Origin of the sequence: Streptomyces sp. NPDC001941, from assembly GCF_040296945.1 — a bacterium.
Lineage (GTDB): Bacteria > Actinomycetota > Actinomycetes > Streptomycetales > Streptomycetaceae > Streptomyces.
This window is the reverse complement of record NZ_JBEOYE010000001.1, coordinates 36765-60428: the sequence shown is the minus strand read 5'-3', so window position 1 is coordinate 60428 and position 23664 is coordinate 36765. Positions and strand designations below refer to the sequence as shown.

General features: G+C 71.5%; 20 protein-coding genes and 2 tRNA genes. 7 read left to right on the top strand and 15 right to left on the bottom strand.

The genetic code is table 11. The annotated features are described in order from the left end of the window. Position 1: 1 nt before the first annotated feature. The 5 genes from mreC to folC all read right to left on the bottom strand — a co-directional run bounded on the left by mreC (position 2) and on the right by folC (position 4852). Positions 2 to 1039, bottom strand: a complete 1038-nt coding sequence (mreC, locus tag ABT160_RS00255) for a rod shape-determining protein MreC (protein WP_351641552.1) — start codon at positions 1037 to 1039, stop codon at positions 2 to 4. Positions 1040 to 1159: 120 nt separating this feature from the next. Next, a complete protein-coding gene (locus ABT160_RS00250; RefSeq protein ID WP_017239313.1) occupies positions 1160 to 2179 on the bottom strand; it encodes a rod shape-determining protein in 1020 nt (339 codons plus the stop codon). 283 nt (positions 2180 to 2462) lie between these two features. Continuing rightward, a complete protein-coding gene (ndk, locus tag ABT160_RS00245) occupies positions 2463 to 2876 on the bottom strand; it encodes a nucleoside-diphosphate kinase (protein ID WP_351641550.1) in 414 nt (137 codons plus the stop codon). 91 nt (positions 2877 to 2967) lie between these two features. After that, positions 2968 to 3339, bottom strand: a complete 372-nt coding sequence (locus ABT160_RS00240) for a DUF4233 domain-containing protein (protein ID WP_351641548.1) — start codon at positions 3337 to 3339, stop codon at positions 2968 to 2970. 7 nt (positions 3340 to 3346) lie between these two features. Next, positions 3347 to 4852 carry a bifunctional tetrahydrofolate synthase/dihydrofolate synthase gene (gene folC / locus ABT160_RS00235; RefSeq protein WP_351641546.1) on the bottom strand — a complete coding sequence of 502 codons (1506 nt, stop codon included), beginning with the start codon at positions 4850 to 4852 and terminating at the stop codon, positions 3347 to 3349. A gap of 101 nt (positions 4853 to 4953) precedes the next feature. Between folC and ABT160_RS00230 the strand changes: the two genes are divergently transcribed. Continuing rightward, the gene (locus tag ABT160_RS00230; RefSeq protein ID WP_351641544.1) at positions 4954 to 5958 is read left to right on the top strand and encodes a rod shape-determining protein; all 1005 of its coding nucleotides are present in this window, start codon (positions 4954 to 4956) and stop codon (positions 5956 to 5958) included. 26 nt (positions 5959 to 5984) lie between these two features. Here the strand turns inward: ABT160_RS00230 and ABT160_RS00225 are convergent, their stop codons facing one another. Beyond that, entirely contained in the window at positions 5985 to 7145 is a 1161-nt protein-coding gene (locus tag ABT160_RS00225; protein ID WP_351641543.1) for a sensor histidine kinase, read from the bottom strand. A gap of 243 nt (positions 7146 to 7388) precedes the next feature. On the opposite strand from ABT160_RS00225, the gene wecB reads away from it, so the two are divergent. Then, the gene (wecB, locus tag ABT160_RS00220) at positions 7389 to 8540 is read left to right on the top strand and encodes a non-hydrolyzing UDP-N-acetylglucosamine 2-epimerase (protein WP_351641540.1); all 1152 of its coding nucleotides are present in this window, start codon (positions 7389 to 7391) and stop codon (positions 8538 to 8540) included. Between the two features lie 41 nt (positions 8541 to 8581). Then, positions 8582 to 9922 carry an XrtP-associated glycosyltransferase gene (locus ABT160_RS00215; protein ID WP_351641538.1) on the top strand — a complete coding sequence of 447 codons (1341 nt, stop codon included), beginning with the start codon at positions 8582 to 8584 and terminating at the stop codon, positions 9920 to 9922. Between the two features lie 68 nt (positions 9923 to 9990). Here the strand turns inward: ABT160_RS00215 and ABT160_RS00210 are convergent, their stop codons facing one another. Beyond that, a complete protein-coding gene (locus ABT160_RS00210; protein WP_351641537.1) occupies positions 9991 to 12609 on the bottom strand; it encodes a valine--tRNA ligase in 2619 nt (872 codons plus the stop codon). Between the two features lie 137 nt (positions 12610 to 12746). Here ABT160_RS00210 and ABT160_RS00205 point away from each other — a divergent pair, with 137 nt between their 5' ends. Then, positions 12747 to 13745 (top strand): hypothetical protein, encoded by a 999-nt coding sequence (locus ABT160_RS00205; protein WP_351641534.1) that lies wholly within the window; start codon positions 12747 to 12749, stop codon positions 13743 to 13745. A 99-nt stretch (positions 13746 to 13844) separates the two neighbouring features. On the opposite strand, the gene clpX is transcribed toward ABT160_RS00205, so the two are convergent. From clpX to ABT160_RS00180, 5 genes are all read right to left on the bottom strand, one after another. After that, on the bottom strand, positions 13845 to 15137 hold the full coding sequence (gene clpX, locus ABT160_RS00200) for an ATP-dependent Clp protease ATP-binding subunit ClpX (RefSeq protein ID WP_351641533.1): 1293 nt from the start codon (positions 15135 to 15137) through the stop codon (positions 13845 to 13847). A gap of 156 nt (positions 15138 to 15293) precedes the next feature. After that, the gene (locus tag ABT160_RS00195; RefSeq protein ID WP_351641532.1) at positions 15294 to 15953 is read right to left on the bottom strand and encodes an ATP-dependent Clp protease proteolytic subunit; all 660 of its coding nucleotides are present in this window, start codon (positions 15951 to 15953) and stop codon (positions 15294 to 15296) included. A 58-nt stretch (positions 15954 to 16011) separates the two neighbouring features. Beyond that, positions 16012 to 16629, bottom strand: coding sequence for an ATP-dependent Clp protease proteolytic subunit (locus ABT160_RS00190; RefSeq protein ID WP_351641531.1), 618 nt, complete (start codon positions 16627 to 16629; stop codon positions 16012 to 16014). Between the two features lie 238 nt (positions 16630 to 16867). Continuing rightward, entirely contained in the window at positions 16868 to 18259 is a 1392-nt protein-coding gene (gene tig, locus ABT160_RS00185) for a trigger factor (protein WP_351641528.1), read from the bottom strand. A gap of 208 nt (positions 18260 to 18467) precedes the next feature. Beyond that, positions 18468 to 18544, bottom strand: a tRNA-Pro gene (locus ABT160_RS00180). A gap of 140 nt (positions 18545 to 18684) precedes the next feature. Here ABT160_RS00180 and ABT160_RS00175 point away from each other — a divergent pair. Further along, positions 18685 to 18758, top strand: a tRNA-Gly gene (locus ABT160_RS00175). 237 nt (positions 18759 to 18995) lie between these two features. Here the strand turns inward: ABT160_RS00175 and ABT160_RS00170 are convergent. Further along, positions 18996 to 19190, bottom strand: coding sequence for a hypothetical protein (locus ABT160_RS00170; RefSeq protein ID WP_351641526.1), 195 nt, complete (start codon positions 19188 to 19190; stop codon positions 18996 to 18998). A gap of 340 nt (positions 19191 to 19530) precedes the next feature. On the opposite strand from ABT160_RS00170, the gene ABT160_RS00165 reads away from it, so the two are divergent. Beyond that, entirely contained in the window at positions 19531 to 20700 is a 1170-nt protein-coding gene (locus ABT160_RS00165; RefSeq protein ID WP_351641524.1) for an acyltransferase family protein, read from the top strand. Here the strand turns inward: ABT160_RS00165 and ABT160_RS00160 are convergent. Further along, complete coding sequence (locus tag ABT160_RS00160) at positions 20648 to 21097, bottom strand: HD domain-containing protein (RefSeq protein WP_351641523.1); 450 nt, start codon at positions 21095 to 21097, stop codon at positions 20648 to 20650. The genes ABT160_RS00165 and ABT160_RS00160 overlap by 53 nt on opposite strands. 193 nt (positions 21098 to 21290) lie before the next feature. Between ABT160_RS00160 and ABT160_RS00155 the strand changes: the two genes are divergently transcribed. After that, entirely contained in the window at positions 21291 to 22496 is a 1206-nt protein-coding gene (locus ABT160_RS00155; RefSeq protein WP_351641521.1) for a cation:proton antiporter, read from the top strand. Here ABT160_RS00155 and ABT160_RS00150 read toward each other — a convergent pair. Then, positions 22477 to 23625, bottom strand: coding sequence for a SpoIIE family protein phosphatase (locus ABT160_RS00150; protein WP_351641518.1), 1149 nt, complete (start codon positions 23623 to 23625; stop codon positions 22477 to 22479). The genes ABT160_RS00155 and ABT160_RS00150 overlap by 20 nt on opposite strands. Positions 23626 to 23664: the final 39 nt, after the last annotated feature.

The following is a 23664-nucleotide window of genomic DNA, read 5'->3' as shown; positions in this document are numbered from 1 at the left end:
CCTACTGCTCCTCGTCGTCGCCGCGGGTGCCCGCGACGGGCTGGTTGCGGGCCGCGTCCTCGGCGGGGACCCTGGCCGGGTCCTGGCCCGCGCGCTCGGCGGTCTGCTGCTCGCCGCCGGGCACGGCCGGGCCGGACGGGGTGACGGTGACCGTCACGGTCGGCGTGGGCGTGGGGCGGGGCTTGGCGGGCAGCACGGTGTCGCGCGGGTCGGTGCGCGGGGCCTGGACGACGACGCCGACGACGTCGAGGCGGGTGAAGCCGACGTAGGGGCGTACGTAGATGTTGCGGGTGAGGTCGCCGCCGGACGGGTCGACCTTGACGACCTCGCCGACCGGGACGCCCGGCACGAACGGCTTGTCGGCCTGGGAGCCGAAGGTGACCAGGCGGTCGCCCTTGCGGACCTTGGCCTTGCCGTTGAGCAGCTGCACCGAGAGCGGGCGGTCGCCCTGGCCGGTGGCGAAGCCGAGTTCGTCGGTCTTCTCCATCCGGGTGCCGACGGTGAAGTCCGGGTCGTTGGCCAGCAGCACGGTGGAGGTGGTGGGGCCGACGGTGGTGACGCGGCCGACGAGCCCGTCGCCGTTGAGGACGGTCATGTCGCGCTTGATGCCGTCGTTGGAGCCGGAGTCGATGGTGACGGTCCAGGAGAAGCCCTGGGCCGCTCCTATGGCGATCACCTCCGCGCCCTTGATGCCGTACTGCCCGGCACCGGCCTTCTTGAGCATCTTGTCGAGTTCGGCGACGCGGCTGCGGTTGCGCACGTCGCTGCCGAGCCGGGCCTTGAGCGCGGCGTTCTCCCGCTCCAGTTCGCTGATGCGGTCGTGGCGCTCGCCGGAGTCCCGTACGGCCCCGATGGCGTTGCCGACCGGGTCGACCGCGGCCGCGACACCGTTCTCGACGGGGCCGAAGACCGCGGCGGCGGCTTGCCGGGCACCGTCGACCGGTGACTCCTCGCCGCCCCGGATGTCCACCGTGATCAGTGCGAACGCGATGGCGATCAGCAGCACCAGGAGCAGCCGGCTCTCTCGTGTGTCCCTCACGTGCGGCGGCCGTGCCTTCCTCGTAGGAATGGTTCTGTTCTGTTGGGGGGGTGCCGGGGTGTCAGCGGTCCGCCGTACGGGGTCGGGCAGGGCTCCGTACGGCGGACCGGCGCGCCGCCGCTATCTGCGCGGCTGCGCGTCGAGCACCTGCTGCAGCGCCTCGAACTCCTCGACGCACTTGCCGGAGCCCAGCGCCACGGAGTCCAGCGGGTCCTCGGCGATGTGGATCGGCATCCCGGTCTCGCGGCGCAGCCGCTCGTCCAGGCCGCGCAGCAGGGCGCCGCCACCGGTGAGAACGATGCCGCGGTCCATGACGTCACCGGAGAGCTCCGGCGGGCACTTGTCCAGCGTGGTCTTCACGGCGTCGACGATGGCGTTGACCGGCTCCTCGATGGCCTTGCGGACCTCGGCGGCGGAGATGACCACGGTCTTGGGCAGGCCCGAGACGAGGTCGCGGCCGCGGATCTCGGTGTGCTCGTCCTTGTCCAGGTCGTACGCCGAACCGATGGTGATCTTGATCTGCTCGGCGGTGCGCTCGCCGAGGAGCAGCGAGTACTCCTTCTTGATGTGCTGGATGATCGCGTTGTCCAGCTCGTCGCCCGCGACGCGGATCGACTGGGCGGTCACGATGCCGCCGAGCGAGATCACGGCGACCTCGGTGGTGCCGCCGCCGATGTCGACCACCATGTTGCCGGTGGCCTCGTGGACCGGCAGGCCGGAGCCGATGGCCGCGGCCATGGGCTCCTCGATGATGTGCACCTGACGGGCACCGGCCTGCGTGGAGGCCTCGATGACGGCGCGGCGCTCGACTCCCGTGATGCCGCTGGGCACGCAGACGACCACGCGCGGGCGGGCCAGGTAGCGGCGCTTGTGGATCTTGAGGATGAAGTAGCGGAGCATCCGCTCGGTGATCTCGAAGTCGGCGATCACGCCGTCCTTCAGCGGCCGGACGGCAACGATGTTGCCCGGCGTCCGGCCGATCATCTTCTTGGCCTCGGCGCCCACCGCGAGGATCCCGCCGGTGTTGGTGTTGATGGCGACGACCGACGGCTCGTTGAGGACGATGCCGCGACCCCTGACGTACACCAGCGTGTTGGCGGTCCCGAGGTCGACAGCCATGTCACGGCCGATGAACGACATTGAGTTCCCCTTGTTTCCCATGAGGATGCGTCGGGCCTTCCCGGGTTGAGCGTTGACGGCTTCTCAGGTCGGCGAGGTGGTGTGGTGGTGCGCTGTGACTGTGCCTGGCGGTGAGGTTCCATCGTAGTGCCGCCCGCACAACCACGGCGCGGTGGTCCACCTCTGTTATTAGGTGACGAGGTGTCGGACCGATGCGTTCCCCAAACAGGCGTTCATATGCCGAAGGGCGACCGAAATTCCTTCGGTCGCCCCAGGTCATGGCGGCTATATGGCTGACGTATCGTCAGGAAATGCCGGGGAAGAAGATCTTCAGTTCCCGAATGGCGGACTCCTCGGAGTCCGAGGCGTGGATCAGGTTCTCCCGGACGATGGTCCCGAAGTCACCCCGGATCGAGCCGGGGGCGGCGGCGATCGGGTCCGTCGGCCCCGCGAGCGTCCGCAGCCCCTCGATCACGCGCTCCCCCTCGACGACGAGGGCGACGACGGGGCCGGACTGCATGAAGCCCATCAGCGGCTCGTAGAAAGCCTTGCCCTTGTGCTCGCCGTAGTGCTGCTCCAGGGTCTCCTGGTCCAGCCGGCGCAGCTCCAGCGCCGTGATGGTCCAGCCGGCCTTGCGCTCGATGCGGCCGATGACCTCGCCGATCAGGCCGCGGCGTACGGTGTCGGGCTTGAGCAGGACGAGCGTGCGCTGGCTCACGGTACGGACTCCCTTGTGCATGTGCGGATGCGGGCCCCGCTTCCGGGGCTTCAGAGGTTACAGGGCGTGTTCCCCGCACCGTCACTCAGCGTCAGGCCGAGCCCGGAGCCGCGCTTGCCGCCTCCGCCGCCTCCTGCGCCGCCGCCCAGCGGGCCTTCGCGTCGTCGATCTTGCGGCCGTAGTGCACCGAGCACCACCACAGCCCCGCGAACACGGCGCCCAGGAAGAACATCACCGGTACCACGAAGCCGCTGGCGATCAGCGCGATCTGCAGCGCCCAGCCCAGCTGGACCCCGCCCGGGCGCGTGATCATCCCGCACAGCACCACGGACAGGAACATCGCGACGCCGCACACCGTCCAGACCGTGGCCTGGGTCAGGTCCGGGTCCTTCATCGCGACGAGCCCGGCGAAACCGATCACGAAGAACTCGCCGATCAGCGTGGACGCGCACAGAGTCCGCATCGAAACCTCAGCCCCTTCCCAGCAGGAGGCGCGCCTCGCCCACCGTGATCACGGAGCCCGTGACCAGGACGCCCGCGCCCGCGTACTCGTCCTCTTCCTCGGCCAGCGTGATCGCCGCCTCCAGGGCGTCGTCCAGCCGGGGCTCCACCACGACCCGCTCGTCGCCGAAGACCTCCACCGCGACGGCGGCCAGCTCGTCCACGTCCATCGAGCGGTGGCTGGAGTTACGGGTGACCACGACCTCGGCGAAGATCGGCTCGAAGGCCTCGAGCAGGCCCCGCACGTCCTTGTCGCCGCTGGCGCCCACGACGCCGATCAGCCGCGAGAAGCTGAACGCCTCGGTGATGCCGTCGGCGGTGGCCCGCGCGCCCGCCGGGTTGTGCGCGGCGTCCAGCACCACCGTCGGTGAGCGCCGCACGACCTCGAGGCGGCCCGGGGAGGACACCGAGGCGAAGGCGCGGCGCACCGCCTCGACGTCCAGGGTGCGGGCGTGGTCCGCGCCGATGCCGAAGAACGCCTCGACGGCGGCGAGCGCCACGGCGGCGTTGTGCGCCTGGTGCGCGCCGTACAGCGGCAGGAACACCTGCTCGTACTCCCCGCCGAGCCCGCGCAGGGTGAGCAGCTGGCCGCCGACCGCGATCTCGCGGGAGACCACGCCGAACTCCAGGCCCTCGCGGGCCACGGTGGCGTCGGCCTCGACGGCCTTCTTGAGGATGACCTGGGCGGCGTCGACCGGCTGCTGGGAGAGCACCACGGTGGCGCCCTCCTTGATGATCCCGGACTTCTCCACCGCGATCTCGCCGGGCGTGGAGCCGAGCCGGTCGGTGTGGTCCAGGTCGATGGGGGTGATGACGGCGACGGTGCCGTCGATCACGTTGGTCGCGTCCCAGCTGCCGCCCATGCCGACCTCGACGACCGCGACGTCCACGGGGGCGTCGGCGAAGGCGGCGTACGCCATGCCGGTGAGGACCTCGAAGAAGGAGAGCCGGTACTCCTCCTTGGCGTCGACCATCTCCACGTACGGCTTGATGTCCTGGTACGTCTCGACGAAGCGCTCGGCCGGGATGGGGGCGCCGTCCAGGCTGATGCGCTCGGTGACGGACTGCACGTGCGGCGAGGTGTAGCGGCCGGTGCGCAGCTCGAAGGCGCCGAAGAGGGCCTCGATCATGCGGGCGGTGGACGTCTTGCCGTTGGTGCCCGTGATGTGGATCGAGGGGTACGCCTTCTGGGGCTCGCCCAGGACGTCCATCAGCGCCGAGATGCGGGCGACGGACGGCTCCAGCTTGGTCTCGCCCCAGCGGGTCGCCAGGTCGGCCTCCACCGCGCGCAGCGCCGCGTCGACCTCGGGGTCGGCGGGGCGGGCGGGCACGGCGTCGTCCTGGGGGGATCCGGCCCGGGCGCGCAGGGTGCGGCTGCCGGCCTCGATCACGGCCAGGTCGGGGTCACGGTCTGTCTCGGCGTCGACGATCGCGTCGAACGCGTCCTGGTCGAACTCGTCGCGGGGCTCACTCACACGGCCAGTCTACGGAGCACCACCGACAGGACCTTGGACCCGCCCCTTTCGGGACCTTCGGCCCCCCGGCTCCCAGGATGCTCCCGGCAAACTTGGCGATCATGGACATAGGCATCGACCTCGGCACCGCGAACACCCTCCTCTACGCCCGCGGGCAGGGCATCGTGCTCAACGAACCGTCCGTGGTGGCGGTCCAGGAGGGCTCGCGGACCGCGCTGGCGGTGGGCTCCGAGGCGAAGGAGACCATCGGCCGCACGCCCGGGTCCATCACCGCGATCCGCCCGCTGAGGGACGGGGTGATCAGCGACTACGAGGCGGCCGAGGAGATGATCCGGCACTTCGTGCGCAAGGCGGTGCCCGGGCGGCGGCCGCGCACCCGGATGGTGGTCTGCGTGCCCAGCGGGGTGACGCCGGTGGAGCGCCGGGCGATCGTGCACGCCTCGCAGCGGGCGGGCGCCAAGGCGGTGCACCTGATCGAGGAGCCGATGGCGGCGGCGATCGGGGCCGGCCTGCCGGTGTCGGACCCGCGCGGTTCGATGGTGGTGGACATCGGCGGCGGGACGACCGAGGTGGCGGTGATCTCGCTGGGCGGGATCGTGACCTCGCAGTCGCTGCGGGTGGGCGGCGACCGGCTGGACACGGCGATCACGGACTTCGTGCGCAAGGAGCACTCGCTGCTGATCGGCGAGCGCACGGCGGAGGACGTGAAGGTGGCCATCGGCTCGGCGTGGCCGGTGCCGGGCGACGACGAGCTGGAGGAGCGCACCTTCACCATCCGCGGGCGGGAGAAGGTCGGCGGGCTGCCCAAGACGGTGTCGCTGACGACCCGCGAGGTGCGGGCGGCGCTGGACGAGCCGGTGGAGCAGATCATCGCGGCGGTGCGCACCACGCTGGAGGAGTGCCCGCCGGAGCTGTCCGGTGACGTGATGGAGCACGGGATCGTGCTGACGGGCGGCGGCGCGCTGCTGCCGGGCCTGGACCTGCGGATGGCGTCGGCGACGGGCATCCCGGTGTTCGTGGCGGACGATCCGCTGGACTGCGTGGCGCTGGGGTCGGGGCGCTGCGTGGAGGACTTCGACAACCTGCAGAAGCTGCTGGCCCGCTAGGACCTGTCGGCACCGGCGGCCGGGGCTCAGTCCCGGAAGCCGGTCGGCAGCAGGGCCGTGACCTCGAAGGTCTCGGTGCGGTGGCGGGCGCTGAGCGTGCCGCCCATGCTGCGCACCCGCTCCTCCATGGAGAACAGGCCGGTGCCGGTGGACAGCGGCGCCCGGTCCGGCGGGGCGCCCGCGAGGGCGTTGCGCACGTCGACGCGCAGGTCCCGGCCCAGTACGGAGATGGTGACGGCGACCCGCTCGCCCGGGGCGTGCTTGGCCGCGTTGGTCAGGCACTCCTGGACGACCCGGTAGACGGCCGTCTGGCGCAGCGGGGACAGGGCGCGGGCCTCGGGGGCGACGGCCAGGTCCACGGGGCTGCCCATGCGCTCGCTCTCGGCGGCCAGTGCGGGCAGGCCCTCCAGGCCGGGGGTGGCGTCGGCGCCGTCGGCCCGGCGCACGATGGTCTCGTTGAGCATGTGGTGGGCGCGCCGGGCGGTGTCGGCGAGCTCCTCGAACCGCTCCTGGTGCGCCTCGCCCCTGGCCCGTACGGCCAGCACCTCGGCGCGCACCGCGAGGACGGTCAGCTCGCGGCCGACCAGGTCGTGGACGTCCCGGGCGACGGAGATGCGCTCCTGGTGGACGGCCTGCACGGCGGCGGTCTCGGCGCGCTGGGCCGCCAGTTCGCGCACCAGGTCCTGGCGGTAGGCGGCGATGCCGACGCCGGAGGCCAGCACGCCGACCGGGACGACCAGGCTGAGGAACTCGCTGAGGGAGTCGGCGCGGTGCGCGGGCCAGCCCGGCAGTTCGAAGAGGCCGTAGGACACGGCGACGTACAGCAGGGTGGCGGGGACGCCGGCCCTGCGGCCCCGGAAGCGGCCGAGCGAGTACAGCGCGAACTGGATCATCGTCAGCTCGTGCAGCCAGGCCAGCAGCACCAGCGCCACCAGGAACGGCACCCAGGGCGCGGCCCTGCGCACCATCAGGGTGGCCGCGCCCAGGGCGAGGACCAGGGTGGCGGTGAGCCCGCTGAGGGAGTTGTCGGCGGCGGCGAGGCCGGGGACGTCCAGGACCATGAGCGCGAAGCAGCTCAGGGCGGTGAGCACGTCGAGCGCGCGCGGGGAGCCGGCCCAGCGGTCGACGCGCCGGCGGGCCGCCGCGGCGGCGCGACGGAGCGCGTAGACGGTGGGCGTGTGCGGCATCCCTCCATCATCCAAGGTCTTTCGACCCGTTCGATCTGACTCACGTCCTGGCGCGTGTGACATCAGGCACTCGGGCGGCGGAAGTGGTTTGGGGAGGCGACGGTCCCGGATCGCGGCGGCGCGGGCGCCCACCGGGACCAAGGTCCCGGACTTTGGTCGCTTCCCGGGCCGGGACGAAAGGAGCAACCGTCGGGCAACCAAAGACCACCGGGGGCACTACCAAGGGCCCGCAGCCTCGGGGTCATGCACAGCCTCCCCCTCTCCCCCGCCTCCGCCCGCCGGCTCCCGCCGCGCAGTGTCGCCGTCGTCCTGGGCACCCGCCCGGAACTGGTCAAGGTCGCCGAACTGGTGCGCCTGCTCGGCCCCGCCGCGCGCCTGGTCCACACCGGCCAGCACTACGACGAGCAGCTGTCGGGGCGGTTCCTGGCGGAGCTGGGGCTGCCGGAGCCGGAGCTCCTCACCGGGGTCGGCGGGCGCCCGCGCGCCGAGCAGATCGCCGCGGCGCTGTCCGGCCTGGACGCGCTGTTCGCCGCCGGGCGGCCGCTGGCCGTGGTGGTGCAGGGCGACACCAACGCCGCGCTGTCCGGCGCGCTCGCGGCCAACGCCCGGGGCATCCCGCTGGTCCACGTCGAGGCGGGGCTGCGCAGCCACGACCGGGCGATGCCGGAGGAGCACAACCGGGTGCTCATCGACCGGCTGGCGGACGTGCTGTGCGCGGCGACCCTGGACAACCGGGCGAACCTGCTCGCGGAGGGCGTGCCGGGGGCGCGCGTCGCGGTGACCGGCAACACGGTGGTGGAGGCGGTGCGCCGGGCCCTGCCGCCGGCCGGGGAGCGCCTGGAGCTGCTCGACCGGCACGGCCTCGCGGCCGACGGGTACGTGCTGGCGACCGTGCACCGCCCGGAGAACACGGACGAGCCCGAGGCCCTCGCGGCGATCCTCACCGAGCTGTCGGCCCTGTCGGCGGACCTCCCGGTGGTGCTGCCGCTGCACCCGCGCACCCGGGCGCGGATCGAGGCCGCCGGGCTGGCCGGGCTGCTCGCGGGCCTGACCGTGCTGGAGCCGGTGGGGTACGGGGAGTTCCTGGCGCTGGCCCGGCACGCGGCGCTGCTGGTGTCCGACTCCGGGGGCGTGCAGGAGGAGACGACGGTGCTGGGCCGCCCGCTGCTGGTGGTGCGCCGTTCCACCGAGCGCCCCGAGGCGATGGGCGACTTCGCCGAGCTGGTGCGGCCGGGGCCCGGGCTCGGTGCGGCGGCGCGCCGCCGCCTCGCCGAGGGGCCGGAGGGGCTGCGCCGGCTGGCGGCGCTGCCGAGCCCGTTCGGCGACGGCCGGGCGTCCGCCCGCATCGCCGAGCTGATCGCGCGGTCCGTCCCCCCGCACGCCCTCGCGGCCTGACACCGCCGTCCCGCACCCCGCCGCCCCGACCAGGAGTCCCGATGTCCCTCCACACCCTCCTCGCCCTCTTCCCCTTCGCCATGCTGGCGTGCTTCCTGCTGTACTGGGCCGGGGCCCGGCACGCCTGGGGGCGCCGAGAGACGGCTCCCCCCGGTGACGCCTCCGCGTTCGCCTGGCACTTCTTCGTCCCCTGCCGCGACGAGGAGACCGTCGTCGGCACCACGGTCGACCAGCTGCGCGCCGACTTCCCCGAGGCCCACGTGTGGGTCATCGACGACGACAGCGAGGACCGCACCGGCGCGCTCGTCGCCGCCCGGGCCGAGCACGACCGGCGGGTGCACCTGGTGAGCAGGCGCCGCCCGGACGCCCGCGTCGGCAAGGGCGCCGCGCTGAACGCCGCCTACGCGGAGCTGGACGAGTACCTGCCCGCGGGCACCGACCGCTCCCGCGTCGTCGTCTGCGTCGTGGACGCCGACGGCCGGCTGGCCCCCGACGCGCTGCGCCTGGTCGGCGGCGCGCACGGCTTCGGCGACCCGGAGATCGGCGGCGTCCAGGTCTCCGTACGGATGCGCAACGTCGAGGACCCCGAGCCGCTGCCCGAGCGGGGCCGGGTGCGCAACGCCTTCGCCCGGCTGCTGATCCGCGCCCAGGACATGGAGTTCGCCGTCGCCAACGCCGGGATGCAGATGCTCCGGATCCGTACCGGCTCGGTCGGCCTGGGTGGCAACGGCCAGTTCACCCGGCTCAGCGCGCTGGACGCGGTCGCCGCGCACGAGCAGCGGCCCTGGCAGCGCGACGCGCTCCTCGAGGACTACGAGCTGGGCCTGAACATCACCTTGCGCGGGCACCGCATCACGCACCTCACGGACACCTTCGTGACCCAGGAGGGCCTGCCCCACCTGCGGCGCTTCCTGACCCAGCGCACCCGCTGGGCGCAGGGCAACCTCCAGTGCATGCGCTACGGCGCGCGCATCGCGGGCTCGCGCCAGTACAAGGGCAAGGGCGTCCTGGAGACCCTCTACACCTTCTTCCAGCCCTTCACGCACCTGGCGGCCCTGCTGCTCACCGTGGTCATCACGGCCGGGCTGCTGCTGGACGGCGCGAGCCTGCTGCCCGGCAGCTGGCCGCTGGCCCTGCTGTTCGCGGCGGGCACGATCGTGCCGTTCACGCTGTGGGGCCCGGCCTACCGCCGTGCGTTCGCCCCGGACGCCTCGCGCCTGACGGGCGTGCTGTGGGGCCTGGTGCTCTGGCTGTACGCGTACCACCTCTTCGTGGTCTCGGCCCGCGCCTTCGTGCGCCTGCTGCGCGGCCGCAACGGCTGGGCCAAGACCCGCCGCAACGCCGAGGCCGTCGGCATCGGCCCGGTCGCCGTGGAGGCCTGAGGCGCGCGTACGGGGAAGGGGCCCGCGCCACCGAGTGGTGCGGGCCCCTTCCCTTCGCGCTCAGCCGGTCACGCCTGCGGGAGGCGGTCCAGCTGGGCCTGGATGCGGGCGATGTCCTCGTCCGCCTTGGCGAGCCGGGTACGGATCTTGTCGACCACGTTGTCCGGGGCCTTGGCCAGGAACGCCTCGTTGCCGAGCTTGCCCTGGGCCTGGGCCTTCTCCTTCTCGGCGGCGGCCAGGTCCTTGGCGAGCCGCTTGCGCTCGGCGGCCACGTCGATGGTGCCCGACAGGTCGAGCGCCACCTCGGCGCCCGCGACCGGCAGGGTGGCGGTGGCCGAGAAGCCCTCGCCCTCCGGCTGCAGCCGGAGCAGCTGCCGGATCGCCGCCTCGTGCGCGGCCAGCGGGGTGCCGGTGAGGGTGAGGCGGGCGGGGACCTTCTGGCCGGGCTGCAGGCCCTGGTCGGCCCGGAACCTGCGGACCTCGGTGACCACCTGCTGGAGGTTCTCGATCTCCGCCTCGGCGGTGTCGTCGCGGAAGCCTGAGTCCTCGGGCCACTCGGCGATGACGACCGACTCGCGGCCGGTGAGGTTGGTCCACAGGGTCTCGGTGACGAACGGGACGACGGGGTGCAGCAGGCGCAGCATCACGTCGAGGACCTCGCCGAGGACCCGGCCGGAGACCTTGGCCGGTTCGCCGCCCGCGAAGAAGGTGGTCTTGGACAGCTCGACGTACCAGTCGAAGACCTCGTCCCACGCGAAGTGGAAGAGGGCGTCGCTGAGCTTGGCGAACTGGTAGTCGTCGTAGAGGGCGTCCACTTCGGCGACGGTCTTGTTCAGCCGGGACAGGATCCAGCGGTCGACCGAGGACATCGACTCGGCCGGCGGGAGCTCGCCCTCGACGGTGGCGCCGTTCATCAGCGCGAAGCGCGTGGCGTTCCAGATCTTGTTGGCGAAGTTGCGCGAGCCCTGGACCCAGTCCTCGCCGATCGGCACGTCGACGCCGGGGTTGGCGCCGCGGGCGAGGGTGAAGCGGACGGCGTCGGAGCCGTACTTGTCCATCCAGTCCAGCGGGTTGACCACGTTGCCCTTGGACTTCGACATCTTCTTGCCGGTCTCGTCGCGGACCATGCCGTGGAAGGCGATGGTGCGGAACGGGACGTCGTCCATGGCGTACAGGCCGAACATCATCATGCGGGCGACCCAGAAGAACATCAGGTCGTAGCCGGTGACCAGGACGGAGTTCGGATAGAACTTCTCCAGCGACTCCGTCCGCTCCGGCCAGCCCATGGTGGAGAACGGCCAGAGGCCGGAGGAGAACCAGGTGTCGAGGACGTCGGTGTCCTGGTGCCAGCCCTCGCCGGTGGGCGCCTCGTCGTCCGGGCCGACGCAGACCATCTCGCCGTCCGGGCCGTGCCAGACCGGGATGCGGTGGCCCCACCACAGCTGGCGCGAGATGCACCAGTCGTTGAGGTTGTCGACCCAGGCGAAGTAGCGCGGGGTCAGCTCGGCGGGGTGGATGTCGACACGGCCGTCGCGGACCGCGTCACCGGCGGCCTTGGCGAGCGTCTCGACCTTGACCCACCACTGCATCGAGAGGCGCGGCTCCAGCGTCGTCTTGCAGCGGGAGCAGTGGCCGACCGAGTGGACGTACGGCCGCTTCTCGGCGACGATCCGGCCGTCCGCGCGCAGGGCGGCGACGATCGCGGAACGGGCCTCGAAGCGGTCCAGGCCCTGGAAGGGGCCGGGGGTGACGATGACGCCGCGCTCGTCGAGGACCTCGATGGTCTCCAGGTCGTGGCGCTGGCCGATGGCGAAGTCGTTCGGGTCGTGGGCCGGGGTCACCTTGACGGCGCCGGTGCCGAACGCGGGGTCGACGTGGGTGTCGGCGACGACCGGGATGCTGCGGTCGGTCAGCGGCAGCTTGATGCGCTTGCCGATGAGCCGGGCGTAGCGCTCGTCGTCGGGGTGGACGGCGACGGCCGTGTCGCCCAGCATCGTCTCGGCGCGCGTGGTGGCGACGACGATGGTGTCCTCGCCCTCGCCGTACTTCATGGAGACGAGCTCGCCGTCGTCGTCCTGGTAGTCCACCTCGATGTCGGAGATGGCCGTCAGACAGCGGGGGCACCAGTTGATGATGCGCTCGGCGCGGTAGATCAGGCCGTCGTCGTACATCTTCTTGAAGATGGTCTGGACGGCGACGGACAGGCCCTCGTCCATGGTGAAGCGCTCACGGGACCAGTCGACGCCGTCACCGAGGCGGCGCATCTGTCCGGAGATCTGGCCGCCGGACTCTTCCTTCCACTTCCAGACGCGCTCGACGAACGCCTCGCGGCCCAGGTCGTGGCGGGACTTGCCCTCCTTGGCGAGCTCGCGCTCGACCACGTTCTGGGTGGCGATGCCTGCGTGGTCCATGCCCGGCTGCCACAGCGTCTCGAAGCCCCGCATGCGCGCACGGCGGGTGAGGGCGTCGATCAGGGTGTGTTCGAAGGCGTGCCCCAGGTGCAGCGACCCCGTGACGTTCGGCGGCGGGATGACGATGGTGTACGGCGGCTTCTCGCTGGAGGCGTCGGCCTCGAAGTACCCGCGCTCTACCCAGCGCTCGTACAGCTTCCCCTCTACCTCGGCCGGCGCGTACTGGGTCGGCAGTTCGGGAGTGGCTGCTGTCTGCTGCTGAGGGTTCTCGGTCACGGGCCCCAGTTTAGGGGTGTCACGGGCCGGTACTGAAACGGGAATCTTTCGTAACGGACGACCCCCCGCCGCCCCACGTCGGAGGCCCTTCCGACAGGATGTCCGGACGACATGTGCATGCGGAGGGGAACCCAGGAATGAGCTACAACCAGCCGGGCCCGTACGGTGGCCAGCCCCAGCAGCCCGGACCGTACGGTCAGCCGGGACCCTACGGCCAGCCGCCGCAGGCGCCCCAGCCCGGTGGCCCTGGTCCCTACGGACAGCCCCAGCCCGGGTACGGCTACCCGCAGCAGGCCCCGCAGGGCGTACCGCCGCAGCAGCCGTACGGGTACCCCCAGCAGCAGCCGCAGCAGCCGGGGCCGTACGGACAGCCCCAGCAGCCCGGACCGTACGGACAGCAGCCCGGCTACGGCCAGGGCGGCTTCCCGCCCCCGCCGCCGCAGGGCGGTGGCGGCAAGAAGACGGGCCTGATCATCGGCGCGGTGGCCGTGGTGGCCGCGCTCGGCGTGGGCGCGTACTTCCTGCTGGGCGACGGTGGCGGCGGCTCGGTGGCGAGCGACGGCAAGAAGTACAAGCTGACGACGCCGCCGACGCTGCTCACCGAGTACAAGAAGTCCGAGGGCTCCGGGGACAAGGGCGGTCTGACCCAGAAGGACACCAAGGAGCTGGAGGCCGCGGGCGTCAAGAACGCCAAGCAGGAGGGCGGCTCCTACAAGGCCGGCGACGGCATGACCGCCAAGAACCTCAACTTCAGCGGCGTGTGGGGCGACATCGACGACCCGGACAAGGTCATGGCCGCGATGATGGCCGAGCAGGAGAAGAACGCCCAGGACAGCAAGGACTCCAGCGGCATGAAGGTCGAGTTCGACGGCCCGGCCAAGGACATGAAGCCGGCCGGGTTCGACAACGGCGTCATGAAGTGCCGCAACATCAAGATGACGATGGCGTCCGGCTCCACCTCCGGCGGCCCGAGCAGCCTCACCGTCCCGTACTGCCTGTGGACCGACCACAGCACGGTCGGTTACGTGAGCGGGGCCGAGGGCGCCGCCGCGCTGACCGGCAAGGGCTACACGCTGGAGCAGATGGCCGACATGACCGCGAAGGTCCGCGCCGAGACGCGCGTCGAGATCAGGTGACCGTCCGCCCGGTGCGCCGAGCACCCGGGCGTACGGAAGGAGGGGGCCCGGTCCAGCTGGACCGGGCCCCCTCCTGCGTCCGTCGTACGGCGGTCGCCGCTACGCCGACTTCTCGTGCCGGCCGTCGTTCTTGACGATCCGCGGCTCGCGCGGGACCAGCGTCGGGTTGACGTTGTTGTGGACGACGTCCTCGGTGATGACCACGCGGGCCACGTCCTTGCGGGACGGCACCTCGTACATCACCGACATCAGGACCTCTTCCATGATGGCGCGCAGGCCGCGCGCGCCGGTGCCGCGCAGGATCGCCTGGTCGGCGATGGCCTCCAGGGCCGGGCGGTCGAAGTCCAGCTCCACGCCGTCGAGTTCGAACAGGCGCTGGTACTGCTTGACCAGCGCGTTGCGCGGCTCGACGAGGATCTTCAGCAGGGCCTCGCGGTCCAGGTTGTGCACCGAGGTGATGACCGGGAGGCGGCCGATGAACTCGGGGATCATCCCGAACTTCACCAGGTCCTCCGGCATGACCTCCTGGAACTGGTCGCTGGCCTCGATCTCGCGCTTGGAGCGGATCGTCGCGCCGAAGCCGATGCCCTTGGCACCCGCCCGGGACTCGATGATCTTCTCCAGGCCCGCGAAGGCGCCGCCCACGATGAACAGCACGTTCGTCGTGTCGATCTGGATGAACTCCTGGTGGGGGTGCTTGCGGCCGCCCTGCGGCGGGACCGAGGCGGTGGTGCCCTCCAGGATCTTCAGCAGGGCCTGCTGCACGCCCTCGCCGGAGACGTCGCGCGTGATCGACGGGTTTTCGCTCTTACGGGCGACCTTGTCGATCTCGTCGATGTAGATGATGCCCGTCTCGGCCTTCTTGACGTCGTAGTCGGCGGCCTGGATGAGCTTCAGCAGGATGTTCTCGACGTCCTCGCCCACGTACCCCGCCTCCGTCAGCGCCGTCGCGTCGGCGATGGCGAACGGGACGTTGAGCATGCGGGCGAGCGTCTGGGCGAGCAGTGTCTTGCCGGAGCCCGTGGGGCCCAGCAGGAGGATGTTGGACTTCGCCAGTTCGATGGCGTCGTCCCGGCCCTGCGCGCCGCCGTTCTCGCCGGCCTGGACGCGCTTGTAGTGGTTGTACACCGCGACGGAGAGGGCCTTCTTCGCGGGCTCCTGCCCGACGACGTACCCCTCCAGGAACTCGTAGATCTCGCGGGGCTTGGGAAGCTCCTCCCAGCGCACCTCGCTCGTCTCGGCGAGCTCCTCCTCGATGATCTCGTTGCAGAGGTCGATGCACTCGTCGCAGATGTACACACCGGGGCCCGCGATGAGCTTCTTCACCTGCTTCTGGCTCTTTCCGCAGAACGAGCACTTGAGCAGGTCGCCGCCATCACCGATGCGTGCCACGAGGTGCTTCCCCTTCGCCTGGGAGCGGCTTGGTGCAGCCGCTCCTGGTGCCTCATATCCGACGGTACCTTGCCGGGCCCCCCGTTCGGGCCCCCCTTGGCACGGTTCGCATGGACGCATGGTCCTCCGCGCCCCGCACCAAGGGAAGGTCGGGCGTCAGGCCGCCGCGGCCGCCGTGGTCTTGCGGGTCGAGACGATCTGGTCGATCAGGCCGTAGGACAGGGCGTCCTCGGCCGTGAGGATCTTGTCGCGCTCGATGTCCTCGCGGATCTTCTCGATCGGCGTCGACGAGTGCTTGGCCAGCATGTCCTCGAGCTGCGTGCGCATGCGCAGGATCTCGTTGGCCGCGATCTCCAGGTCGGAGAGCTGCTCGCGGCCGGTGCCGCCGGAGGGCTGGTGGATCAGCACGCGCGCGTTGGGCAGGGCCATGCGCTTGCCCGGGGTGCCGGCGGCCAGCAGGATCGCGGCGGCGGAGGCCGCCTGCCCCATGCAGACCGTCTGGATGTCCGGCTTCACGAACTGCATCGTGTCGTAGATGGCCGTGAGGGCCGTGAACGAGCCGCCGGGGCTGTTGATGTAGATGGAGATGTCGCGGTCCGGGTCCATCGACTCCAGGCACAGCAGCTGCGCCATGACGTCGTTGGCGGAGGCGTCGTCGATCTGCACGCCGAGGAAGATCACGCGCTCCTCGAACAGCTTCGCGTACGGGTCGTACTCGCGCACGCCCTGCGAGGTGCGCTCGACGAAGCGCGGGACGACGTAGCGGTTGTCCACCTGCGGGCCGGTGTAGAGGCCGCTCGCGGAGAAGTTGGTCATTGGGGGTTCACCATCCTGGTGGCGTTCGGCGGGGGCTGGACTGCGGGTCGGCTGGGGCTCAGGCCCCGGTGCCACCGCCGCCCGGAACGCCCGAAGCGGCAGAGATGATCTCGTCGATGAGGCCGTAGTCCTTGGCCTCCTCCGCGGTGAACCAGCGGTCGCGGTCGCCGTCGCGGATGATCGCCTCGACGGTCTGGCCGGAGTGGTGCGCGGTGATCTCGGCCATGCGCTTCTTCGTGCGAAGGAGGTACTCGGCCTGGATCTTGATGTCCGATGCGGTGCCGCCGATGCCGGCCGAGCCCTGGTGCATCAGGATGTCGGTGTTCGGCAGCGCGAAGCGCTTGCCCGCCGTGCCGCCGGTGAGCAGGAACTGTCCCATGGACGCGGCCATGCCCATGCCGATGGTGACGACGTCGTTCGGGATGTACTGCATGGTGTCGTAGATGGCCATGCCGGCCGTCACCGAGCCACCGGGGCTGTTGATGTAGAGGAAGACGTCCTTCTCCGGGTCGGCGGCCAGGAGAAGCAGCTGCGCCGTGATCTTGTTGGCGATCTCGTCGTCGACCTGCTGGCCGAGGAAGATGATGCGCTCGCCGAGCAGTCGGTTGTAGACATGGTCGCCGAGGCCACCACCGATGGACGGCTCACCGGCGGCGTAAGGCATCAGATTCGTCACGTATCCACCTGCTCGTCTCTGACGGCTTCGGCCGTCTCAGCGTCTTGCGTACTGCGGGCGGGTACTTGCCTGCCCTCGTATTCATGGACCCTAACGCGCAGGTCGGACAACGCCATCCCGGTTCCCGAACTGTTCGCTGGCAGCGCAAGGTAGTTGGGGGCGCGGGGCCCTCCCGTACGCGCACGGGCCCGGCCGCACGCGGGTGCGACCGGGCCCGTGACGGGCGTCAGGGCGAGGCTCAGGCCTCGGCCTTCTCCGTGGACTCGGCGGCGGCCTCGGGGGCCTCCGCGGCGGCCTCGGCGGCCTCCTCGGTCTCGTCCTCGTCGTCGAGGTCGACGACCTCGCCGTTGGTGTCCTTGACCGTGGCGGACTCCACGACGACCGCGAGGGCCTTGCCGCGGGCGACCTCGCCGACGAGCATCGGCACCTGGCCGCCCTCGACGACGGCCTGGGCGAACTGGTCCGGGCTCATGCCGGAGGAGGCCGCGCGGCGCATCAGGTGCTCGGTGAGCTCGTCCTGGCTGACGTTGAGCTTCTCCTTGGAGACGAGCTCGTCCAGGATGAACTGGGTCTTGATGCCCTTGACCGCCTGCTCCTTGGTCTCGGTCTCGAACTCCTCGCGCGTCTTGCCCTGGATCTCCAGGTACTTGTCGAGGTCGAGGCCCATCTGACCGAGCTGGTGGTGCTCCAGGTTGTGGGTGCGGGTCTGGATCTCGTCCTCGAGGAGCTTCTCGGGGATCGGGACCTCGACCAGCTTCAGCAGCTCGTCGAGGACGCGCTCCTGGGCCTGGGTGGCCTGGTCGTACTGCTTCATGTTCTCGAGGCGCTTGCGGCTGTCGGCCTTGAGCTCGTCGAGGGTGTCGAACTCGGAGGCGAGCTGCGCGAAGTCGTCGTCGAGCTCGGGGAGCTCGCGCTTGGCGACCGCGGTGACCTTGACGGTGACCTCGGCGTCCTTGCCCTCGGCGGAGCCGCCCTTGAGCTGCGAGGTGAAGGTGGCCTCGCCGTCGGCCGCGAGGCCCTTGACGGCCTCGTCGATGCCGTCGAGCAGCTCGCCCGAGCCGATGGTGTACGAGACGCCCTGGGCCACGCCGTCGGGCAGGACCTCGCCGTCGACCTTGGCCTCGAGGTCGATCGTCACGACGTCGCCGTCCTCGGCGGCCCGCTCGACCGGGTTGGTGGAGGCGAAGCGCTCGCGCAGCTGCTCCACGGACTTCTCGATGTCCTCGTCGGTGACCTCGACCGCGTCGACGGTGATCTCGATGCCGGAGTAGTCCGGGATCTCGATCGTCGGGCGGATGTCGACCTCGGCGGTGAAGGCCAGCAGCTCGCCGTCCTTCAGCTCCGTGATGTCGACCTCGGGCTGACCCAGCGGGTTGACCTCGGCCTCGTTGACCGCCTCGGTGTAGAACTTCGGGAGGGCGTCGTTGACGGCCTCCTCCAGCACCGCACCGCGGCCGAAGCGCTGGTCGATGACACGAGCCGGGATCTTGCCCTTGCGGAAGCCCTTGACCGTGACCTGCTGGTTGATCTTCTTGTACGCCGCGTCGAGGCTGTCCTTGAGCTCCTCGAAGGGCACCTCGACAGTGAGCCGAACCCGGGTCGGGTTCAGGGTCTCCACGGCGCTCTTCACGGTTCGGTCTCCTTGTGGCTGATTCTTGGATTCCGCTGGTGGCCGCTTGGTCGGCGGTCCAGCCGATCGGCCCGGTCAGAGAGACACACGGGCACGCAGCTTGCATAGTAACCGCAAGCGGGACGGCCCCCACAATGTGATCTTGACGGCCCGCGGTCCGGGCGCGCGGCACGGACGGCGGGGACCGGGCGGAGCGCCGTCGGCGGGCTGGTCGGGGTGGCGGGATTTGAACCCACGGCCTTCCGCTCCCAAAGCGGACGCGCTACCAAGCTGCGCCACACCCCGTCGGTGCGATCCGTAGGGTACATGTCCCGGAGCCGTGCGACGCCCGCATTCCGCGGGCCGGGGCGGGGCGTGCGCGACCGGGCCCGGACCCGCTACCATGCTCTTCGTGCCGCGGCCCTCGTGACCTGCGGCGCACGCATGCGGGCGTAGCTCAATGGTAGAGCCCTAGTCTTCCAAACTAGCTACGCGGGTTCGATTCCCGTCGCCCGCTCCAACCGGCCCGGGGCCGGGCGGGGACCTGGGTCCCCGATCTCCGGGTACAGCCGGTCATACTCCGCGAAGGCCCGGCGCATGGCCTCTTCGCTCGCGCCGGTCTGCCGGGCTGCCGTGGCCACGCCTCCCCCCGGGGGGGGGGGGGCGGCCCCCCCCCCCCCCCCCCGGCCCCGGTCTCGTTCACGGGCCGCGCCCGGGCGTGCGGACGCCCGGGCCGTGCGGCTCGGGGCGGCACGCCTCAGAAGCTGATGCTGTTGATCGTCTCGGCTATCGAGTTCATGAAGCGCTGGATCGACGGGGCCATGCCGGTCGACGCCAGGAAGAAGCCGAAGAGGGCCGCGACGACCGCGGGGCCCGCCTTGAGCGAGCCGCCCCGGATGAGCACCACCATGATGATGGCCAGCAGAAGCACCACTGACAGTGAAACGGCCACGTCTCATCACACCCTCGGTCGGTCCGCCTAGCCGGCCCGGCAGCGCACACCCAGCGCCCCCGTTCGCACCATCGTGCCACCAACCCCCCTGCGGGCGCTGCCGCGTGACGAATCGTTGGCGAACGGTTCACGCCATCAAAAGGGTCCCGGGCCGTGTTGATCAGCGGCGCGCCGTCACCAGATCGGCTGGAAATCGCGAGGTGCGCGGGGCGCGTGCGCCCCGTGTGCGCAGCCCTGGAACACGGGGTTCCGTGTGCCGAAATGCGGGTTTTCCTCCGGATTAACCAGGGCATTTCCGGCAGTTGACAACGCTCCGTCGGCGCTTACTAGGGTGCCTTGGATGTTCCACGCCACGCAGGAATGTGCCAGCGGGTCGCCCTCCGGGACCCGGGAACCGGATCCGGTCGCGGAGGGAGCCGGGCGCCGGCAGTCGGACGGCGGGGCGTCCAGCAGACGAGACGCCTTCTTCGACAACGCGAAGTACCTGGCGATCGTGCTCGTCGCGGTCGGCCACGCCTGGGAGCCCGTGATGGAGGGCAGCCGGGCCACCAGGGCGCTGTACATGCTCGTGTACGCCCTGCACATGCCGGCGTTCATCGTCGTCTCGGGCTACTTCTCGCGCTCCTACACCGGGCGCCCCGACCAGCTGCGCAAGCTGGTGACCACCCTGCTGGTGCCGTACGTGGTCTTCGAGGTCGGGTACACGCTCTACCGGCGCTGGGCGACCGGTGACCCGGAGTACCCGCTGAGCATCCTGGACCCCTTCTACCTGACCTGGTTCCTGATCGCGCTCTTCGTGTGGCGGCTGTCCACGCCGCTGTGGCGGGCGGCGCGCTGGCCGCTGCCCGTGGCGCTGGGCGTGGCGATGGTGGGCACGCTGACCCCGGACGTGGGCGCGGACCTGGACCTCCAGCGGATCCTGCAGTTCCTGCCGTTCTTCGTGCTGGGGCTGCAACTGCGGCGCGAGCACTTCGCGTTGCTGCACCGGCCGCTGGCGCGCCGGGCGGCCGCCGCGGTCCTGGCGCTGGCCCTGCCCGCCTTCTACTTCCTCGCGCCGCGGCTGCGGATGGGCTGGTTCTACCACTCCACCAGCGCGGTGGAGCTGGACGCGCCCTGGTGGTCGGGGCCGCTGATGACGCTGGCGCTGTTCGCCGGGAGCCTGCTGCTGACCGCGTCGTTCCTGGCCCTCGTACCGCGCCGGCGGACCTGGTTCACGGTGCTGGGCACCGGCACGATCTGCGGCTACCTGCTGCACGGCTTCCTGGTGAAGTCGCTGGTCTTCTGGCGGGTGCCGCGGGTGGAGCCGTGGCTGACGACGCCGCCGGGCATCGTCGCCGTCACCCTGGCCGCCGCCGCGGCCGTCACCCTTCTGTGCACGCCTCCGGTGCGCCGGCTGCTGCGGCCGGTGACCGAGCCCCGGATGGACTGGGCGTTCCGCCGGGAGGCCGGCCGCGAGGTCAGCCGTCCGCCAGGCCGAGCAGCCGTCGCATCCGCGCGTACTTCGCGGTGAGCCGGTCCCGGGTCGGTGCGTCGAGTGCGGCGAGCCGGCCCGGGTCCGCGTTGTGGGCCAGGTCGGCCTCCTTGACCAGCAGCGCGCCGGGGACGGCCAGGATCCGGGCCGCGTAGTCCTCCGGCTCCTCCCCCGCCCGCTTGGTGAGCGCCAGGACGACGTCCTTGACGGCCCGCGGCAGGGGCGCGTCCGCCAGCCACTGCTCGCTGAGCGCGTCGTCCTCCACCGCGTCGTGCAGCCAGGCGGCGGCGATCTGCTCGTCGCTGCCGCCGCGCGCCCGCACCCCGGCGGCGACGGCGGCCAGGTGTTCCTCGTAGGGGCGGCCCGCCTTGTCGGTCTGCCCGGCGTGCGCGGCGCGGGCCAGTTCCTCGATCGCGGTCGGTGTCAGCTCGGCCATGGGCCCGACTGTACGGGGGCGGTGCGGCCCGGCTCCGGTGGCGTCCGGACCGTACCGGTACGCCCCGCCCCGTAGGGGAATCCACCCATTGGTTGCGGCGTCAATCTTTCGGTAAACTAATTACTGACGATTCCTTGACGCTCTCTTGACCCGTGGAGGCAGGCCCATCGGACACGCGGACACCCTCATCGCCATGGGCGGGGCCTTCCTGGCCGCCGCCGTCCTCGCCCGGCTCGGCAACCGCATCGGACTGCCGACCATCCCCCTGTTCATCCTGGCCGGGATACTCCTCGGCCCGCACACCCCCGGCATCGTCCTGGTCTCCGACCCGCACGAGCTGGAGATGCTCTCCGCCCTCGGCCTGGTACTGCTGCTCTTCTACCTGGGCCTGGAGTTCCACCTCGACGACCTGAGGACCGGCGGGCGCAGGATGGCCCTCGCGGGCGGCGCCTACCTCGCCCTGAACGTCGGCGCCGGGCTCGCCTTCGGCTTCGCGCTCGGCTGGGGCACCGCGGAGGCCCTGGTCCTCGCAGGGGTCCTGGGCATCTCCTCGTCCGCCATCGTCACCAAGGTCCTCGTCGACCTCGGCCGCATCGGCAACCCCGAGACCAAGCCCATCCTCGGCATCATCGTCGTCGAGGACGTCTTCCTCGCCCTCTACCTGGCGGCGCTGCAGCCCATCCTGTCCGGCGCCGACAGCCTGGCGGCGGCCGTGGTGGACGGCGGCAAGGCCTTCGGCTTCCTGCTGCTGCTCGCGCTCGCGGCGCGCTTCGGCACCCGCGTGGTCTCCCGCCTCTTCGCCACCCGCGACGACGAGCTGCTGGTCATCTCGTTCCTGGGCGCCGCCGTCTTCGTGGCCGGGGTCTCCGAGTGGTTCGGGGTCGCCGACGCGATCGGCGCGTTCATGGTCGGCCTGATGCTCGGCTCCACCGCCTCCGGCGCCCGGATCCGCTCCCTGGTGCACCCGCTGCGCGACGCCTTCGGCGCGATGTTCTTCTTCGCCTTCGGGCTCTCCATCGACCCCGGCGACCTGCCGGTGGTCCTCTGGCCGGTCCTCGCGGCGGTCGCGGTGACCCTGGTGATGAACGTGGTCGCGGGACTGGCCGCGGCGCGGGTGTACGGGTTCGGGGCGGGCCCCGCGGCCAACGTGGCGACGACCCTGCTGGCCCGGGGCGAGTTCGCGCTGATCCTGGCGACCATGGCCGCGGCGGCCGGGCTCGACGAGCGGCTCTCGCCGTTCATCGCGGGCTACGTGCTGCTGCTCGCCGTCCTCGGGCCGCTCGCCGCCGGGCGCTCCGCGTGGCTGGCCCGGCTGCTCCCCGGCGGCCGGGGCCGCGGGCCGGAAGCGGCCGGCGACGAGGAGCCGGCGCTCGCGGAGCTCACGCCTCCCGCGAGATGAGCAGCAGCGCCCGGTCGTCGTTGACGTCCTTGGCGCACGCCTCGATCAGGTGCCAGGCGGCGCCCTGGAACCCCGAGGCGACGTAGCGGTCCGCCTCGCCGGTGAGGCGGTCGACGCCCTCGGCGATGTCCCGGTCGGCGGCCTCCACCAGGCCGTCGGTGAAGAGCATCAGGACGTCGCCGGGGCGCAGCGACCCCTTGGCCGGGTGGAACTCGGCCCCGTCGTACACCCCCAGCAGCGGGCCCTCGGCGGCGTCCTTCTCCTCCCAGCGCCCGCTGCCCGCGTGCAGCTGCAGGGCGGGCAGGTGGCCCGCGGAGAGCAGTTCGTAGTCCCCCGACTCCAGGTCGAGGACCAGGTGGATCGAGGTGGCGAAGCCCTCGTCCCAGTCCTGGCGCAGCAGGTAGCCGTTGGCTGCGGGCAGGAAGCCGTGCGGGGGCAGCGAGCCGAGCAGCCCGCCGAAGGCGCCGGAGAGCAGCAGGGCGCGCGATCCCGCGTCCATGCCCTTGCCGGAGACGTCGGTGAGCACGACCTCCAGGGTGCGCCCGCCGTTGGTGCGCGCGGCCACCACGAAGTCGCCGGAGAAGGACTGGCCGCCGGCCGGGCGCAGCGCCATCTCGTGGTGCCAGCCCCGGGGCAGCGCGGGCAGCGAACTCTGCACCCGGATCCGCTCGCGCAGGTCGAAGAGCATGGTGCCGCCGCGCCGCCAGGGCACTCCGACCCGGGCCCTGAACTGGGCGATGAGCAGGCCGAACAGACCGCAGGCGGCGACCACCAGGACCGTGCCCGGGGTGACCCGGCCGGGGCCCTGGGTGTACGGGCCGAGGGCGACGGACTCCACGATGAGGGCCGCGGCCGTCCCCGCGTACAGGCCGAGCAGGCTGGCCGGGCGCAGCAGCAGGCCGCCCGCGACGATCGGCAGCACCAGGGCGGGCGGCGAGACCCACACGGGCATCGCGATCGTGCCCAGGGTGATCGCCGGGATGGTCAGTATCAGGCCCACCAGGGCGATCCAGTCGGAGCCGTCGCCGCGGAAGTAGTCGACACCCGATTTGCGCAGCGCGACGCGGACCCGGTGGACGCTCTTGCGCAGCCGGGCCGTGAAGGAGTCCGCTCCCGCTCTCTTGGCCATTGGCCAGGACCCTATCCACCCGTGCGCCCCGCGCGCAGG